At 29.6% G+C, this 16,832-nt stretch carries 21 protein-coding genes; 10 read left to right on the forward strand and 11 right to left on the reverse strand.

Annotation, left to right across the window (positions count from 1 at the left end):
• Positions 1-26: 26 nt before the first annotated feature.
• Both ABDZ69_RS11410 and ABDZ69_RS11415 read right to left on the reverse strand, forming a co-directional pair.
• Entirely contained in the window at positions 27-2,159 is a 2,133-nt protein-coding gene (locus ABDZ69_RS11410) for a HAMP domain-containing sensor histidine kinase (RefSeq protein WP_343769754.1), read from the reverse strand.
• Positions 2,137-2,829: a response regulator transcription factor gene (locus ABDZ69_RS11415; protein ID WP_343769755.1), complete on the reverse strand. Its 693-nt coding sequence runs from the start codon at positions 2,827-2,829 to the stop codon at positions 2,137-2,139. The genes ABDZ69_RS11410 and ABDZ69_RS11415 overlap by 23 nt, the downstream gene beginning before the upstream one ends.
• Positions 2,830-3,011: 182 nt before the next feature.
• On the opposite strand from ABDZ69_RS11415, the gene ABDZ69_RS11420 reads away from it, so the two are divergent.
• The gene (locus ABDZ69_RS11420) at positions 3,012-3,839 is read left to right on the forward strand and encodes a TraX family protein (protein ID WP_343769758.1); all 828 of its coding nucleotides are present in this window, start codon (positions 3,012-3,014) and stop codon (positions 3,837-3,839) included.
• A 32-nt stretch (positions 3,840-3,871) separates the two neighbouring features.
• Here the strand turns inward: ABDZ69_RS11420 and ABDZ69_RS11425 are convergent, their stop codons facing one another.
• On the reverse strand, positions 3,872-4,321 hold the full coding sequence (locus ABDZ69_RS11425) for a MaoC/PaaZ C-terminal domain-containing protein (protein WP_343769760.1): 450 nt from the start codon (positions 4,319-4,321) through the stop codon (positions 3,872-3,874).
• Positions 4,322-4,345: 24 nt separating this feature from the next.
• Positions 4,346-4,804 (reverse strand): YbaK/EbsC family protein, encoded by a 459-nt coding sequence (locus ABDZ69_RS11430; protein WP_343769762.1) that lies wholly within the window; start codon positions 4,802-4,804, stop codon positions 4,346-4,348.
• Between the two features lie 151 nt (positions 4,805-4,955).
• Here ABDZ69_RS11430 and ABDZ69_RS11435 point away from each other — a divergent pair, with 151 nt between their 5' ends.
• Positions 4,956-5,573, forward strand: a complete 618-nt coding sequence (locus ABDZ69_RS11435; RefSeq protein ID WP_343769764.1) for an acetate uptake transporter — start codon at positions 4,956-4,958, stop codon at positions 5,571-5,573.
• A 37-nt stretch (positions 5,574-5,610) separates the two neighbouring features.
• Here the strand turns inward: ABDZ69_RS11435 and ABDZ69_RS11440 are convergent, their stop codons facing one another.
• A complete protein-coding gene (locus ABDZ69_RS11440; RefSeq protein WP_343769766.1) occupies positions 5,611-6,156 on the reverse strand; it encodes a hemerythrin domain-containing protein in 546 nt (181 codons plus the stop codon).
• A gap of 12 nt (positions 6,157-6,168) precedes the next feature.
• On the reverse strand, positions 6,169-6,813 hold the full coding sequence (locus ABDZ69_RS11445; protein ID WP_343769768.1) for a hypothetical protein: 645 nt from the start codon (positions 6,811-6,813) through the stop codon (positions 6,169-6,171).
• A 232-nt stretch (positions 6,814-7,045) separates the two neighbouring features.
• Between ABDZ69_RS11445 and ABDZ69_RS11450 the strand changes: the two genes are divergently transcribed.
• On the forward strand, positions 7,046-7,951 hold the full coding sequence (locus tag ABDZ69_RS11450; RefSeq protein WP_343769770.1) for a DMT family transporter: 906 nt from the start codon (positions 7,046-7,048) through the stop codon (positions 7,949-7,951).
• Positions 7,941-9,719, forward strand: coding sequence for an aminopeptidase P family protein (locus ABDZ69_RS11455; protein WP_343769771.1), 1,779 nt, complete (start codon positions 7,941-7,943; stop codon positions 9,717-9,719). Before ABDZ69_RS11450 ends, ABDZ69_RS11455 begins: the two co-directional genes overlap by 11 nt.
• Positions 9,720-9,877: 158 nt before the next feature.
• On the opposite strand, the gene ABDZ69_RS11460 is transcribed toward ABDZ69_RS11455, so the two are convergent.
• A complete protein-coding gene (locus ABDZ69_RS11460; protein ID WP_343769772.1) occupies positions 9,878-10,309 on the reverse strand; it encodes an acyl-CoA thioesterase in 432 nt (143 codons plus the stop codon).
• Positions 10,310-10,423: 114 nt separating this feature from the next.
• On the opposite strand from ABDZ69_RS11460, the gene surE reads away from it, so the two are divergent.
• Positions 10,424-11,188 (forward strand): 5'/3'-nucleotidase SurE, encoded by a 765-nt coding sequence (surE, locus tag ABDZ69_RS11465; protein WP_343769774.1) that lies wholly within the window; start codon positions 10,424-10,426, stop codon positions 11,186-11,188.
• Positions 11,189-11,201: 13 nt separating this feature from the next.
• Here the strand turns inward: surE and ABDZ69_RS11470 are convergent, their stop codons facing one another.
• Both ABDZ69_RS11470 and ABDZ69_RS11475 read right to left on the reverse strand, forming a co-directional pair.
• Positions 11,202-11,939: an anti-sigma factor domain-containing protein gene (locus tag ABDZ69_RS11470; protein WP_343769776.1), complete on the reverse strand. Its 738-nt coding sequence runs from the start codon at positions 11,937-11,939 to the stop codon at positions 11,202-11,204.
• Positions 11,929-12,612: a sigma-70 family RNA polymerase sigma factor gene (locus tag ABDZ69_RS11475; protein WP_343769778.1), complete on the reverse strand. Its 684-nt coding sequence runs from the start codon at positions 12,610-12,612 to the stop codon at positions 11,929-11,931. Before ABDZ69_RS11475 ends, ABDZ69_RS11470 begins: the two co-directional genes overlap by 11 nt.
• Before the next feature lie 142 nt (positions 12,613-12,754).
• On the opposite strand from ABDZ69_RS11475, the gene ABDZ69_RS11480 reads away from it, so the two are divergent.
• Positions 12,755-13,702 carry a DUF5667 domain-containing protein gene (locus ABDZ69_RS11480; RefSeq protein WP_343769780.1) on the forward strand — a complete coding sequence of 316 codons (948 nt, stop codon included), beginning with the start codon at positions 12,755-12,757 and terminating at the stop codon, positions 13,700-13,702.
• Between the two features lie 24 nt (positions 13,703-13,726).
• On the opposite strand, the gene ABDZ69_RS11485 is transcribed toward ABDZ69_RS11480, so the two are convergent.
• Complete coding sequence (locus ABDZ69_RS11485) at positions 13,727-14,293, reverse strand: redoxin domain-containing protein (RefSeq protein ID WP_343769781.1); 567 nt, start codon at positions 14,291-14,293, stop codon at positions 13,727-13,729.
• Between the two features lie 11 nt (positions 14,294-14,304).
• A complete protein-coding gene (locus tag ABDZ69_RS11490; RefSeq protein WP_343769783.1) occupies positions 14,305-14,988 on the reverse strand; it encodes a cytochrome c biogenesis CcdA family protein in 684 nt (227 codons plus the stop codon).
• A gap of 173 nt (positions 14,989-15,161) precedes the next feature.
• Between ABDZ69_RS11490 and ABDZ69_RS11495 the strand changes: the two genes are divergently transcribed.
• From ABDZ69_RS11495 to ABDZ69_RS11510, 4 genes are all read left to right on the forward strand, one after another.
• Positions 15,162-15,371 (forward strand): spore coat associated protein CotJA, encoded by a 210-nt coding sequence (locus tag ABDZ69_RS11495; protein WP_343769784.1) that lies wholly within the window; start codon positions 15,162-15,164, stop codon positions 15,369-15,371.
• Between the two features lie 12 nt (positions 15,372-15,383).
• Positions 15,384-15,659 (forward strand): spore coat protein CotJB, encoded by a 276-nt coding sequence (locus ABDZ69_RS11500; RefSeq protein WP_343769785.1) that lies wholly within the window; start codon positions 15,384-15,386, stop codon positions 15,657-15,659.
• Between the two features lie 12 nt (positions 15,660-15,671).
• Complete coding sequence (locus tag ABDZ69_RS11505; protein WP_343769788.1) at positions 15,672-16,256, forward strand: manganese catalase family protein; 585 nt, start codon at positions 15,672-15,674, stop codon at positions 16,254-16,256.
• Positions 16,257-16,353: 97 nt separating this feature from the next.
• A complete protein-coding gene (locus ABDZ69_RS11510) occupies positions 16,354-16,815 on the forward strand; it encodes a methylated-DNA--[protein]-cysteine S-methyltransferase (protein WP_343769790.1) in 462 nt (153 codons plus the stop codon).
• The last annotated feature ends 17 nt before the right edge of the window (positions 16,816-16,832 follow it).

The following is a 16,832-nucleotide window of genomic DNA, read 5'->3' on the forward strand; positions in this document are numbered from 1 at the left end:
TAAAAGTTCTATACCTGTTTATAAGCTTATTTATTAAACCTAACTATTGCCTTAAAAAGGTCTCCATCCTTTTGAATTTGTAAACTTCCCCCCTGCATATCTACAATGCTTTTCGCAATTGCAAGGCCTAATCCAGAACCTTCGGTATTTCTTGATTGGTCTCCTCTTTTAAATCTATCAAATATCTCATCTACCTCAAAATCCATTTCATAAGCAGATATATTCTTTATTGCAAAAATTATATGGTTTTCATTTTCTTCTAATGTTATATATACCCTTGTATCCTTCTGAGAATACTTCAAGGCATTGCTTATTAAATTTTCAAAAACTCTCCAAGTTTTTTTACCATCTAAGTTTGCATAAATTTTCTCATTTCCTAATTTAACTTTAAAAGTTAAGGAGGAGGCTTTAATTTTTTCATCAAATTCTCCAAGGGCTTGATTTAAAAGCGATACCACATCTACTCTTTCTAAATTAAGCTCCACAGAACCACTTGCCATCTTAGCTGCTTCAAAAAGATCCTCTATAAGGGTTTTTAATCTTTGAGTTTTTCTATCCAAAACTCCAACATACCCTTCAACCTCTTCTTTCGATAAATTCTCCTTTTTTAGCAAGTCTACATAATTCATTATAGATGTTAACGGAGTTTTTAAGTCATGAGATACATTAGTAATAAGTTCTGATTTTAATCTTTCACTTTTAACCTGGCTTTCCAAAGAATTTTTAAATCCCATTTTCATATTATTTATATTATGAGCTAACCTTCCCAAATTCCCTTTATTATTTTCCTCAATCGCATAGTTTAAATCCCCTGAAACTATTTGGTCTGCTCCCTTAATTACTTTATTCAAATAGCTTATTTTTTTAAGTATGTAATAGGGAATTATTAAGATATAAGCTCCTACATATCCTAGTGAAATCATTACGAGAAATCCCATATGTCTGTCTATTCCTATGATTCCTAATATAAGAAATACGCCTAAAAATATAGTTAGCATTACCATTAAAGTGACTTTAAACATGATACTTTTTATAAGAAAGCTTTCCTTAACGGCTTTTGCAAATTTCATAGTTAAACTTTCATTCCATTGAGCTTTTCTTTCCTCTTTACTTCCAATAAGCTTAGTTATTTCCTCTGCATTTAAAATAATGTATAACATTGACAATATGGGGAAAATAAGCTTTGTAAAATGAGAGAAATCCAAAGGTTTATAGAAAAAGGAAACCTCTTTGCTATATCTTACAGTCCATAATAGAACTAAAAAAAACAATATTATCCTTATGTCTAAAGGTATTTTTCTTAGCTTGTCACTAAATTTTTTAATATTATCAAAATCTATTCCGTCATTTTTCTTCAAATATAAAAATAGACCTATCCCCGCTGATAAGGTTACCAATAAAATTGCTATTTCCTTTAAAATTCTGTTTCTTAAGGAATTATAATATTTATAATCTAAATGTATCTGACTATAACCTTCTAAATGATTAGGAATTATAAAATATCCAGTCCAATTATTATTTCTAAAATTGGTATTAATATAATTTAATCTTTTTTGATGAGTCTCTGTGTCATTAAATCGAAGAGTATATATACTATTACTTTTTATATACTCTTCCATATCCGTAAATTCAGCTATATTTGTATAAATTTCACCATTGCTTAAATTTTTTATATAATACTTAATATCTTTTCTTTCCTCTAAGCTGCTTTTAATATTTTTATAGTCTTTTTCTCTATTTTTAATTACTTCCTCTATAGCCTTATTAACTTTTCCATCATACTCCTTTTTTACTTCCTCAAGTCTTATAGTCCTATCTTTGGTGTCATCATATTTAATCTTTATTTCTTGTTCTTTCTCTTTAAGTTCTATACCATAATTCTCATTAATATAGTTTATCTCTTCTTGCACTTGACTAAGCTTTTCTTCTGTTGTCTTTTTATCATAGTTTTTATAAGTTATATAGTAACTTTCCACATTATTATAAAAATTACTAATTTCATTTGTAAATGTATTGCTTTGAAAATATGCATTTTTAGAAATATATTTTGAGTTTATAATGACATCTACACCACACATAAATGAAAGTCCAAATAGTATCATACAAAGTAATACTAATATGAAATTTATATAATATTTATTTTTCAATTTTATATCCAATTCCCCACACCACCTTTAAATACTTAGGCTCCTTAGGATTAATTTCTATTTTTTCTCTAATCCTTCGTATATGTACAGCTACAGTATTTTCAGCGTTAAAGGAGGGCTCTCTCCAAACCCTTTCATATATTTCGTCAATAGAAAATACTCTTCCCTTGTTCTCCATAAGCAATTCCAATATTTTATACTCTATAGGAGTCAATCTTATCTCTTCTTCATCCACAGTAACTAGCTTTGTTTCTTTATTTAATATAAGTCCATCCATTACAATTTCTTCTTCTTTTTTCTTGTAGTTTTCAAATTTCATATATCTTCTCAATTGTGATTTAACTCTAGCTATTAACTCCAAAGGATTAAAAGGCTTAGTTATATAATCATCTGCTCCCATATTAAGTCCTAATATCTTATCTGTATCCTCAGATTTAGCTGAAAGCATTATAATAGGAATATCCTTTTCTTCTCTAATCTTTAAAGTAGCTCTCATTCCATCCATCCTAGGCATCATAATATCTAAAATTATAAGATGTATTTCCTTTTCCTCAACAATTTCTAAGGCTTCTATTCCATCTTTAGCTTTAAAAACTCCTATATCGCTACTCTTTAAATATATTTCAATAGCATCTCTTATTTCTTCTTCATCATCAACTACTAAAACATTATATTTAACCATAATTCAATCACCCTCTCCCCAACTATTATACCATCTTCCCCCTTTCACTAGCCTCTCATAATAATTTTATAAAAAAATCCTTACAAAGACTTTACTAAAATTATTACAAATTTATTAAGAAATAAACTCTTAATATAATGTATAATTGATATATACTTATCAAAAATCAGGAGGAATTTTTCATGTTAGATAGGTTTCAACTTAAATTTTTAATGCTTTTATTTATGTTACTAGACCATATTGGAAGCTTTATTCCCAATACTCCAATTTGGCTAAATTATATAGGACGAGTAGTTGCCCCTGTGTTCTTTTATCTTTTAATAGATGGGTACTTTTACACAAGAGACAAGAATAATTATGCTAGAAGACTTTTTATCGCATCCAGTGCAATGACTATTGGAAATATTATTTTATCTATGTTATTTCCTAAAGATAATCAATTTCTAAATTTAAATGACTATATAACTATTATAATTTTTATTTTATTGCTTATAGCTAATACTTACCTTCTTTGGAAAGCTTCTTCTGATAATAAAAATAAAATACTGTTACACGGAGCGGTCTTAGTTTTAGTACCAATATTATTATCTTTTATATGTTATAACTTCATAGTGATAAGAAATAATATATTTTTATCTATGGCTTTTTCTATAATGTTACTAAATTATATAGGGGATAGTAGAATATACGTTTTTTTAATTGTCTTTCTCTCATTATTTACAGAAGCCTCCTTCTTAGGCCCAGCTATGATCTATATATTTTATATATACAAAAATAATAAAAAACGCTTAATCTTATATTACACAGCATTGTCTCTCTTGTTTGCCATGGGAAACATAAGCTACCAAGGACTTTTTTATGAAAATATTCAATGGATGATGGTATTTGCTATTCCATTCTTTTATTTATATTCCGGCAAAAAAGGCAGAGATTTAAGATATTTATTTTATTTCTTTTACCCTATTCACATATGGATATTATTTATAATCGGATACTTTTGGGGTAGATAGATAATAAAGGACTATAGGATATGTTTTATATCCTATAGTCCTTTATTATTTGCATTGCTTTTAATCATAGCTTTTAATTGTGTTGTTAATACAGTTTGTTCCTTTTCATTATTTATTGTAAATTTCAATGCAATAACTCCACGATCTCCTTTTGAAGATGGCTTAATTTCTACTACTTCTACTAATGCTATAAGCTTATCACCTGGATATACGGCCGCTGTCCAGTTTAAATAATCCATACCCATTCCCGCTATAATTTCAGTACCAAATCTGTTGGATTTAACCCACTCGTTCCAAATTACATTTATCGTATGAAATCCTGAAGCTATAACTCCTTTAAAGGCACTATTATTAGCAAACTCATAATCTACATGTATTGGTTGCGGGTCATACTTTCTTGCAAACTCTACAATTTCCTCTTCTGTTAATGAAATGGGACCTAATTTAAATATTTCTCCTACTTTGAACTCTTCTAAATACACTTCTTTCTCCTCCTTAATATTTATCTACTTACATACATCTACCCATTCTCCATTAGTTATATTCTCTAAATATTTTAATTCAACCTTTACAGCAGAATTAGGTGCTCCTACCGCTGGATAAACAAAATCATATGCTCTTAGTGATTCATCTAAAAATACTTTTAAAGGGTTTTTAAGTCCGAAAGGACAAACCCCTCCTACTGGATGACCAGTAGATTCAAGAAGCTCTTCTGAAGATAACATCTTAGCTTTTGCACCAAAAGCATCCTTAAATTTTCTGTTATCTACCTTTACATCACCTTTTGCAACAATAAGAACATCTTCATCCTTAATCTTAAAAGCCATTGTTTTTGCTATTCTTCCAGGCTCTACCCCCAAAGCCTGAGATGCCAATTCAACAGTAGCACTGCTTACATTGAATTCTAAAATTTCAAGCTCAATGTTTCTCCTCTGGAAATCCTTTCTTACAGTTTCTATACTCATAATCTTTTAGCCCCTTTCAAAGAATACACTTTTAAACGATTATATCATAATTTGGAAAATTTAATAGTATTTTTTGTTTGCATTTTGTCAAATTTGATGATATTATGTCCATTGTGTGTATTTATTATTATTATATATATAGGAGGACTATATGAAATCAAATGAAATTCAAAATGTAAAAATTGCTATCGCTGATCCATCAGCTCTAGGACTTTTAGGACTAGCTATGGTTACATTAGTAGCTTCAAGTCAAAAGCTTGGACTTACTAGTGAAGTATCTTTTGTAATTCCCTGGGCAATATTTTTAGGTGCTTTTGCACAGTTGTTTGCTTGCATTAACGATGCTAAAAAAGGTAACGTTTTTGGTGCTACTGCTTTTGGTGGATATGCCTTTTTTTGGTTTGGAACTGCAACTTCCTGGCTTATAAAGATGGGTGTGTTTGGGGAAAAACTAGCTTCCACTGCTGATCCTAAACAACTTGGTATTGCATTTATAGGATATTTAATTTTTACTATCTATATGACTATAGGAGCTATGGAAACTCACAAAGTTTTATTTACGATATTTCTTTTAATAGATTTTCTATTCTTAGGATTATCCCTTAGTTCTTTCCACATTGCATATGAATTCTCACATAAACTAGCTGGTTATTCTGAACTATTAATATCTTTAGTTTCATTCTATGGTTCAGCGGCTGCAGTTTTGAACCCTCACTTTGGAAGAGAGTTTTTACCTGTGGGTAAGCCTTTTGGTATATTTAAGAAGTAATTAAAATAAGGAGTGACCCCTGGGACACTCCTTATTATTATTTATTTTCTAATTCTTCTATTAAAGAAATGTATTTATTTTGAGTACCTATTTGATGAGCCTTTTCCTCTACTTCTCTACTCCTAGTATTTAGTATATCTTTGCTTTTTTCGGATAAAGAACGCTCTGCAAAAGTATAAATTATATTGTCTTCTTTATCTATATGACGATTTAGTAAATCTGTATAGGAAACTGCATTAGCTATTACATCTAACTTAGCTTCTTCATTACCCTTTTCTAATTCTTTTAAAGCAATTTCTAAGTTATGCATATACAACCTTCCCTGATCATGTTCTATTAACATGCCTCCAACTGGTCCCTTTTTGCTCATTTCGAATTCTTCGTCCATTAAAGTGAATAATATATTTTCTTCCTTGCTATGATGATGCTTATCTGCATAGTTCCTAACGAAATCTATCATTCTATAAAAATCATTATAATCTACATTTTCATTTTTAAGAACTTTATAGCAATACTTTCTTATAACTTTAAGCATTCTTTTAATATTTTTGTGCTCTTCTACCATTAATTCTATAGCATTCATAAAAACATCCCCTTATCTTTTAATTTCGTGTAATCTAGTGGCATTTTCTACTGTTACGTAGTATCTAAATGAAGAATTTAAAGCTTTTACAAAGGATTTTACCCAAGCCTCTCTAAGCTTATAAAAGTTATTAACGTCTCCACCTTCTTCTTCCCAATGGGTCGCGTGTAAACATTTAGTTGTTCTCCAACTAAACATATCCTCATTATTCTCTAGTGTTTCATTTACTCTGTCACAAGGCATACCTTCTAATATATAGTCATTTAACATGTTATATATTTCTACTGGGTGTACCACCACTGCTTTTTCTGCATATTCACTGCCTAGTTTAGTTCCTTGTTTTTCAAATATGCTTATTAAATCATTGATGTATTCTGGATTTTTATTTAGTATTCTAGTTACCCAAGCACTTTGTCTTCCTTCTGCTCTAAATATTTTATCCTGTAACCATCCATGTATATTAGAAGTATTTATCATTTCTTCTAAAGGTTTATCTTCTGTAGGCATACCGTATTTACTGTAAATTTCATCTTTCCACTGTTCTAACGGAAATTCCTTTTTATCTTCTGACCACTCTAATATGTTTTCTTCTAATCCTTCAAACCATTTTATCTTATTAAATAACCAATAATGTATTTTCCCTAAAACTAAACTCATCTTGTTTTCCTCCTAAAATTTAAAACTATAATTTATTATTATTTTGTCTTTAATCTCTTAATTTATGACTTTATTATAATTGTAAATTTACTTTTCTTCTGTAACTTAGGTTACGTAATTAAAATAATTTATATCTTTTTAGTATAGTTTTATCTCTTCCCTTTTCTTTACACTACTATTAACTTATATTATAATAAAGTTGTTATGTAATTTTATTAAAGGTGGTACTAAAATGTTAACTAAAATAAAAAACAAATCATTATTAGCAGATTTTTCTTTATTAATTATTGCTGTTATTTGGGGAAGTGGATTCGTGGCTACAAAAAATGCTTTAGATTCTTATTCTCCTTATTTTATAATGGCTTCTAGATTTTTTATTGCCTGTGTATCCATAGGGTTAGTTTTTTTTAAAAACATAAAAAAAATAACTAAAAAGGATTTCATGGCTGGATCTATTATTGGTTTTCTTCTTTTCATTGCCTTTGCAGCTCAAACTATAGGTCTCCAATATACTACCGCCGCAAAGCAAGCTTTTATAACTGGTACTAACGTAGTTATGGTTCCTTTTATATATTGGTTGGTTAATAGTAAAAAGCCTGATATTTATAATCTCATTGCAGCTTTTATGTGTTTTATAGGTATAGGTTTTTTAACCTTAGAAGGAAGTTTGCATATAAATTTAGGGGATGGCCTCACTTTAGCCTGTGCCCTGTTTTTTGCATGTCATATAGTTGCTATAGGATATTATGCAGAAAAACATGACCCTATAGTACTCACTTTTGTTCAGTTCTTAGTAGCTTTTATATTATCCTTAATAAGTATCTTTTCATTTAATGAAATACCTTCAACTATTTCAAAAGAAGGACTTTTTCCAATAATTTATTTAGGTGTTTTTAGCACTTTTATAGCATTTTTAATTCAGAATGTAGCTCAAAAATACACCACTCCCACTCGTGCTGCAATTATACTATGTTTGGAAGCTGTTTTTGGAAGTTTATTATCCTGCTTCTTGTTAGGAGAAGATTTTACATACAAAATGTTTATAGGATGCATTGTTATCTTTCTTGCCATAGTTACAGCTGAAACTAAATGGGAGTTTATAAAATTTAAAGGAGCTGAGAAAAATTATGAATACTAACAGCAAAATAAAAAGATTAAGAGAGCATATGAAAAATCTTGGACTTCATGCTTATATCATACCTAGTTATGATGCTCATCAAAGTGAATATGTTCATTCTCGCTTTAAATCTAGAGCTTGGTTATCAGGTTTTACTGGTTCTGCTGGTACATTAGTAGTAACTTTAAATGAAAGCGGACTATGGACTGATGGAAGATATTTTATTCAAGCAGAGAAAGAGTTAGAAGGCTCTGAAATAAAGCTATTTAAAATGAGAGAACCCGGAGTTCCTACTTATACTCAGTGGTTAAAAGATAATACATCTTCTAATTATTCAATTGGTTTTGATGGTACAGTTATGCCTCTATCGGAAATTGAAAATTTAAGAAATATTTTAAATGATAATACCATAAAACTAGAGGGACGCCATGACTTAATAGATTTAATATGGGATGATAGACCTGAAATGCCTAAAGATAAGATTTTTATTCATCCAAGAGAATTTTCTGGAAGAGATATAAATGAGAAATTATCTTTAGTAAGAAGTAAAATGAATACTCAAAAGGCAGAGTTTTATTTACTGACTACTTTAGATGATATAGCATGGCTATTTAATATTAGAGGAAACGATGTAGAGAATAACCCCGTAGCTATTGCTTATGCTTTAATTTCAAAGAATGAAGCAATTTTATTTATAGATTCTAGCAAACTTGCAGCAGAAGTAGTTTTAGAATTAAACAGCTTCAATGTATCTATAAAAGATTATAATTTTATCTTTAATTATCTATCAAATATTAAAGATAATGCTTCTATATTTATTGATTGGAGTAAAACTAGCTTTAACTTATACAACGCTATCCCTTCTAGGTGTAAGGTGATAAAAGGAACAAATATAGTACAAAATATTAAATGTATAAAAAGTCCTTCTGAAATTCATCATATAAAAAACTGCCATGTTAAAGATGGAGTGGCTATGGTTAAATTCTTACATTGGTTAAAAACCAATATAGAAAAAGAGACCATTACTGAGATTTCTGCCTCTGAAAAGCTAGAATCTTTTAGAAAAGAAGAGAAAAATTTTATTAATCCTAGTTTTAATACTATAGCAGCTTATAAAGACCATGGGGCTATGATGCATTACAAGGCTAAAGAAGATAGTCAATATACCTTAGAAAATAATGGCTTATTCTTAATAGATTCTGGTGGTCAATATTTGGATGGTACTACTGATATAACAAGAACTATTGTTATGGGAAAAATCTCATCAGAGGAAAAACATCACTTTACTCTTGTTTTAAAAGGACATATATCCTTAAGCAGAGCAAAGTTTTTACATGGAATTACTGGAACAAATCTTGATATTTTAGCAAGACTTCCTATGTGGAATGAGGGTATAGATTATAAATGTGGCACTGGACATGGAATAGGCTATTTTTTAAGCGTTCACGAAGGGCCTCAAAGATTTTCTGTTGAATATAACGGAGCGGTTTTAGAAAAAGGAATGATTATCACTAATGAGCCTGGTGTTTATATTAAAGACAAATATGGAATTAGAACAGAAAATGAGCTTTTAATTGTAGAAGATGAAACTACTGAATTTGGTACATTCTTGAGATTCGAGCCAATAACTTATTGTCCAATAGATTTAGATGGAATAGATGTAACTATACTTTCCAATGAGGAGAAGAATTGGTTGAATCTCTACCATTCAAAGGTTTATGAAATACTTTCTCCCCATTTGAATCTTGAAGAAAGAGATTGGTTGAAAGAAGTGACTAGAGAAGTTTAATATAAAAAGAGGACAGCTTACGCTCTCCTCTTTTTATTCTTTATCCGATGACTACCCGCTCTAATACTCCATCTTGTTCAAAGTGGAAGCTAAGAGCGGCTACGACGTCACTGGATACCGATTTCTAAGAATCAGATGGAGTAAAAACTCCACTTGATTCAAGAACTCTGTTTATCTTCATAAAGTGCATAGAGCTTTTCCCAAATCTCTGGATGAGATCTTTTTAAATTAATTATTTTAAAGTTACTATTTATAAAAGTTTGAGTTGTATATCCTTGAGCTAATATTTTATTATCTTCTTCTCTTATTACATTGTAATTAAATATAACCTTTACAGGACTAAGTTCCTTAATAAATGTTTCAATAATTATGCTATCATCGTACTTAGCTCCTTCTATATACTTGCAATAAGTTTCAACTAATGGCATCATTATTCCTTGCTCTTCCATGTTTTTATATGTTATTCCGCTTTTAATTATGTATTCTCCTCTACCTATTTCAAACCAAGGATAGTAATTTGAATGATATACTATACCCATTTTATCTGTTTCAGAATATCTAACTTTTAATTTAGCTCTACTTATATGCATATATATCCCCACTTTCTTTAAAATACTATATAAATTTTTGTGATTATTGTTTAAACTATATATAAGTATAACACTATGTAAAATACTTAATCAATTATTAATGGAGGACTAAATATGCGATTATTATTAGCTAATGATGATGGAATAGATTCAATAGCTCTACAAATTCTAGCAAGGGAGCTGCAAAAGGAGCATGAAGTATTAGTTGTTGCTCCGAGTAGCCAGCGAAGTGCTGCCAGCCATTCAATAACTATCCATAATTCCTTAATAGTCAAGGAAGTTACCTTACCAGGTATAGTCTCAAAGGCTTATAGTGTAGATGGTACGCCAGCAGATTGCGTTAGAATCGCCCTGGATAAATTAATAAGCAGCCCTGTAGATATGGTTATCTCAGGTACTAACATAGGAGCAAATCTAGGCAGGGATATTCTCTATTCCGGAACTGTTTCCGCTGCTGTAGAAGCTGCTATAAACAAAATTCCCTCTATAGCTGTTTCTTGTGAAATAAATTTTGGAGAACCAATAAATGAAGAACATTTTTTAACTGCAGCTAAATATGTTTCTAAGGTTATAGAAATAGCTAAAAGCAATTTAATTTCTAATGATATGGTTCTTAATGTAAATGTTCCTGCTATAGAGGAAAAGCAAATTAAAGGTATACAGGTTTCCCCTATGGGTGGTGATATGTATAACTTCTTTTATAATAAAACCTTAAAAGAAGATGGCACTTTAGAGTTTTCTCTATCTGGTAAACATAATGAAGATATTATAGAAAATACTGATGTTTACTATATTAAAAATGGTTATGTTACAATAACCCCTCTTCATTATGATTTTACAAACTTCAGGATTCTAAATGAGGTTAAGGGATGGTTTTAGCCACCCCTTAACCTCATTTGTTATCTTTATTGCCATTTTTAGTACTATCGTTACTATTATTCTTATTTCTTATATTACCATTCTTGTCATTATAATTTCTTCTATTTTTTGAGTTATCGTTGTTTTTATATTTATTCTCTATATTTTTATTGACATTGTTATTTTTCTTAATATTTTCATTCTCTTTAGTTGTTTTATCTTTTTTAGGCAAAGAATCTTTGTTATTACGATTTTCTTCTTTATCTTTTATTTTTATTTTTCCATCTAGTTTTTCATTTTTTAACTTTTCTTTAATCTTTTCAGTATTTAGCTTACTTCCTTTTACTTCTATATTTATGTTCTTTTTAACTTGGTCTATTACTTCTACCATAGCATCATCAATATTTTTATTCTTTATATTTAATTCTTTTACAACCTTCTCTCCAGCTTCATTTAGTGGAGTAACTGAAACTACTCTATTAAACCTATTAATTCCTACCTTTATGCCTGAATCCTCATTAAGTACAACTGTTGACACAGGAGTAAAATATGCATATGCTCCTGTTGATGATAATAATACAAAGGTTATGGAGGCTACCATGGCTATCTTATTAAAATAATTTGGCTTTTTTAATACCTCTTCTCCTTCATATTCTTCTCCAATCCTTGGAAGACCATTTTTTATCTTCAATCTCGAGAAATCCCCATTACTTAACATTACATAGGCTTCTTTATTATTAATTTCTATAACGATTCCCTTTTTAATTATCATTGCTATCACCTACTTTTATATCTAAATAAGACTTTAGGTACGTATATTCATTATTGCTTAAAATTAAAATAACAGCTATTAAATATCTTCTCCACTTTTCTAAAAACTTTCTCTTAACACCTGCCAGTATACATATTTCTTTAATGGGGAGCATTTTATTCTTATAAATATAATCCATTATAATACTCTCCTTTGCACACTGAAAGGCCACATTTAATAAGTTGTTCTTAGTATCTGAATGACTAGGTGAATTTTCTACTAAATCTCTAAATGCTATATTATATTGACTTAATTCATTGTTTAATAAATTTATTTCCTCAGCTCTTGCCTCATTTTCCATACTTATTTCATAATTAGAGACAGATTGTTTTAAATTTATTTCTTCTAAATCACATTCATCATTAAATACTAAAGAATATTTTTTAGAAGCTGCTTTAAAATAATTAATCAAGGAATTTTTAATTAATACCTTAGCATAGCTAAAAAAATTTCCTCTTTCCTCCTTATATGTATTGCAAGCTTTATCAAAAGCTATCATTGCTATACTTAATTCATCATCATTTTCCCAACTTAACTTACGACCGCATACTCTGTAAGCTGTGGAATATATAAAACCTTTATTATTTTCTATAAAGTCACTTCTATTTCCCTTTAAATGTTCATTAAGGTTCATATAATCACCTCATATTATTATATACACAACTTGCTTCACTTTTAAAAGGGTATTATTTAGTAATTTTTTAAATTAACACCCTCCCAAAGTTTTATAAAGTAACTGTATCTATTGTTGAATGATTAATTAGGAGGTTACAATAATGAAAAAAATATGTACTTTAGTTTTAACAGTAACAATGTTACTAAATTTATCTTCTGGGGTTTTAGCATCCCCGGAAATATCACCATCTGAAGAATTATCAATGGCAGATAAGGCGGGATTAACTTCTGCTAGTGTTTTTTATCCTTTAGATAAGTTTATCGATGAATTGAAATTAAGACTTACTAAAGATGAAATGGGAAGAATAGTAATATTGACACAAATCGCTGAAGAAAGATTAGCGGAAAGCGAAGTTTTAACGGAGAAAGAAAAAAATGATTTAGCTGAAAAATCAGTAGAAGAGTTTAATAACAAAATGACTGAAGCTACAGAATCCCTTGAAGATATAATTACTGATACTACTGAAAACACTACAGAAAATGCTACTGAGAGCACTGTTGTTACAGACAAAGAAACTAATATAGATGATAAAAAGGTGGATGAACTTACAGATAAGTTGGCTAAATGCCAAAAAAATTCTATAGAAGTGCTAAAAAAATTGGAGACAAAACTAGGAGATAATGCTCAAGCTGCAATTGCTAAAGTTATAGAAATGCAAACTGCTAAGCAAGAAGCGGTTAAAAACATGGTGAAAGAAAGACATGAATTAAATACAGCAAAAAAAGATTATAACAAAGCTAAGATTGAGCTTAAGAAAATAGAACATAATGGTGATGAAGCTTCAATTAAAGCAGCTGAAGAAATACTAAATGAAAAAAATGCTCAACTCCAAACTGCTAAAGAAGAATATAGTAAGGCTTTTACAGACAAGAAAAATGCAGTTAAAAATTTAAACACTACTGTAAAAGAAGAACTAAAAGATGTGGCACCTACATACAATGACAAACACAAAAATGACGATAAGCAAAACAAGTCAAAAGATACTAAGGTTGATACTAATAAATCTTATAAAAATAAGTTTCATAAAAATGACTCAAAGGATAAATAATTTAAGAGCAGGGGGTTCCCTGCTCTATTTTAACTTTAATTGCTCTTTCATCATATCTAAGCTCATAGCTCCCCTTATGCCGCTATATACATAACCTTCTTCATCTATAAAAAATGATGTTGGAAAGGCGGATATACCATATTGAAGAGCTGCTTCTTGCTTAATATCTAATACTACTGGAAATGCATATTTATTTTCTTCTATAAAGCTCTTAACTTTATCTTTATCTTCTCCCACGTTAACTGCTAAAATTACTATATCTTTATCTTTTGTTTCTTCATACAACTGTTGCATATGAGGCATTTCTGCCTTACATGGACCACACCAACTTGCCCAAAAATTTAAAAATACTTTTTTTCCTTTAAAATCACTTAATTTTATTTCTTTACCTTGTAAATCTTCTAATTTAAAATCTATAGCCTCTATTCTATCATCGACCTTTTTCTCGCCATCTTCTGTCTTATCTTCTACTTTATCTTCTACCTTTTTATCATTATTTTGCAAACTTTTCTTATTATTATAATTCACTACAATTACAGCTAATAAAGTTAATATTACTAATATAGCCACTATAATTTTTTTCTTATTCATATTTTCTCCCCCTAACTAACTAAATTATTTAGTAAATACGTCTTGTCTACTAAAGTCATAACTCCAAGTATAATTAGCAATATACCGCTTGTTATTGATATAACATTAAAATATTTATAAATCTTCTTTGTATATTTTGAAATAGCTTCTATTAAAAAAGCTGATAAGAGAAAGGGAACTCCAAATCCCGCTGAATAGGATAATAAAAGTATTAATCCCTTACTTAAAGTTTGTGAGCTGCCTGCGTAAATTAAGATTGAAGTTAAAACAGGGCCTATACAAGGTGTCCATCCTATAGCAAAAGCCATTCCTAAAAAAATTGAACTTATTCCCATCTTATTAAAATTTAAAATTCTTTTTTCTCTATACAAATACTTTATTTTTATTAACCCTGTAGTATGTACACCAAATATTATTATGACTATTCCTCCAACCTTTTTAAGAATATCTTTATTTGCCTCAAACAATTTTCCTAATGTAGTAATTGAAAGACCCATAATCATAAATATAATAGAAAAACCTAATATAAATCCTAAGGACCTATATATGACAGTCAATTTTTGCTCTTTATTTATATCTTCTATGGTAGTCCCCGCTAGGTAAGATAAATACATTGGTATTAAAGGTAAAACACAGGGAGATAAAAAAGATAAGACTCCTGCTGAAAAAGCCAATAATATAGATACATTCTCCACTCTAAACTCCCTCCAGTACAATTAATTTTTATTGTTTAATAATAACATAAATTTATGAAATTTCTATGAAAATTAAACATATAATTATATGCTAAACTTTTAAGATTTATTCACATCTTTACATATAATTGAATAATATGTTATTGTAGTAAAAATTTATGAGGTGAAAAATAATGCATCAATTCAACAATCCATGGATGAATCCAATGGAGGGTTGGGAACAACCAATCGAAGATCTTAAAATGTGTGAAAATATGCAACTAGCAAGAGCATATGTACCTTTACAGCCATATATCGGCTTATTTCCATTAGATGAGGCTCTAAGGAAGGGAACTCTTTTCCCTAATTTATATATTCCTTATCCTATAAAATCACTAGAATAGGGGGGTATATATATGGATAAATCAGATAAAAAATGTTCAAATCGCTCCCAAATGTTAAATAAAATTAGAGAACTAGAATTTGCTGCTGTAGAGTTAAACTTATTTTTAGATAACTTTCCTCACAATCATCAGGCCCTAGCTGATTTTAATTGTGTAACTGAAAACTTGATGAAATTAAAAAGAAGATTTGAAATGGAATATGGACCATTGACTAATTTTGGGTATGCACAAAGTAAAGCGCCTTGGAGATGGGTAGAAGACCCATGGCCATGGGAAATTGGGGAATAGGGGGATAGTTATATGTGGATTTATGAAAAAAAACTGCAACATGAAGTAAAACTAAAATCTAAAGACTTGAAAATGGCAAAATTTCTTGTTACTCAATATGGGGGCCCAGATGGAGAACTTAGTGCAGCAATCAGATATTTAAATCAAAGATATACAATGCCTACAGGAAAAGCTAAAGCGCTACTAACAGATATTGGTACAGAAGAGCTAGCTCATGTAGAAATGATTTGTTCAATGATATATCAACTAACTAAAGATGCTACTCCTGATGAGATGAGAGAGGCTGGTCTTGGGGGGCATTATGCCCAGCATGATAGTGCATTGTTCCCAACAGATGCAAATGGAGTACCATGGACTGCAGCTTATATTGGAACCTTAGGGGATCCAGTAACAGACTTGCACGAAGATATGGCCGCAGAGCAAAAAGCTCGCTCAACCTACGAGCACTTGATTGATTTAACTGATGACCGTGATGTAAAAGACGTTTTAAAATTCTTATGGGCTAGAGAAATCGTACATTATCAAAGATTTGGTGAAGCTTTAAGAGATGTATATGATTATATAGATAGTAAAAAAATATTTTTGATGAAAGATTAGCTATAACACACCTGGGAATTTATAATTCCTGGGTGTATTAACTTTTTGCTTCTTATGAGTTATATTTAATATAATAACAATAAGAGGTGATATTAAAATGAACACTGGCTATTATAAATCCCCCATAGGAGTTATTGAATTAATATACGAAGATGATTATTTATTAGGATTAAATTTTGTAAATGAGGATAAAAACCTTACAAACGAGGATGAATTTTTTAAAAAATGTAGTAATGAACTAGATGAGTATTTTTTAGGTGCAAGGAAAACTTTTTCAATTAACTGCAAACTCAATGGAACAGTTTTTCAAAAAAAAGTATGGCAATCTCTATTAAAAATACCCTATGGTAGAACCTGTAGCTATAAAGACATAGCTTTAAATATAGAAAATCCAAAAGCTGTTAGAGCTGTTGGCGGAGCGAATAATAAAAATAAAATTTCCATAGTAATTCCTTGTCATAGAGTTATAGGATCCAATGGTAGCCTTGTCGGCTATGGAGGAGATCTTTGGAGGAAAGAATGGCTTTTAGCTCATGAAAAGAAGTATCTTGATAAATAGAGCTTAAAATTTAAGAG

The sequence above is a fragment of the Clostridium malenominatum genome (genome assembly GCF_039521365.1).
Taxonomy (GTDB): domain Bacteria; phylum Bacillota; class Clostridia; order Clostridiales; family Clostridiaceae; genus Clostridium_AW; species Clostridium_AW malenominatum.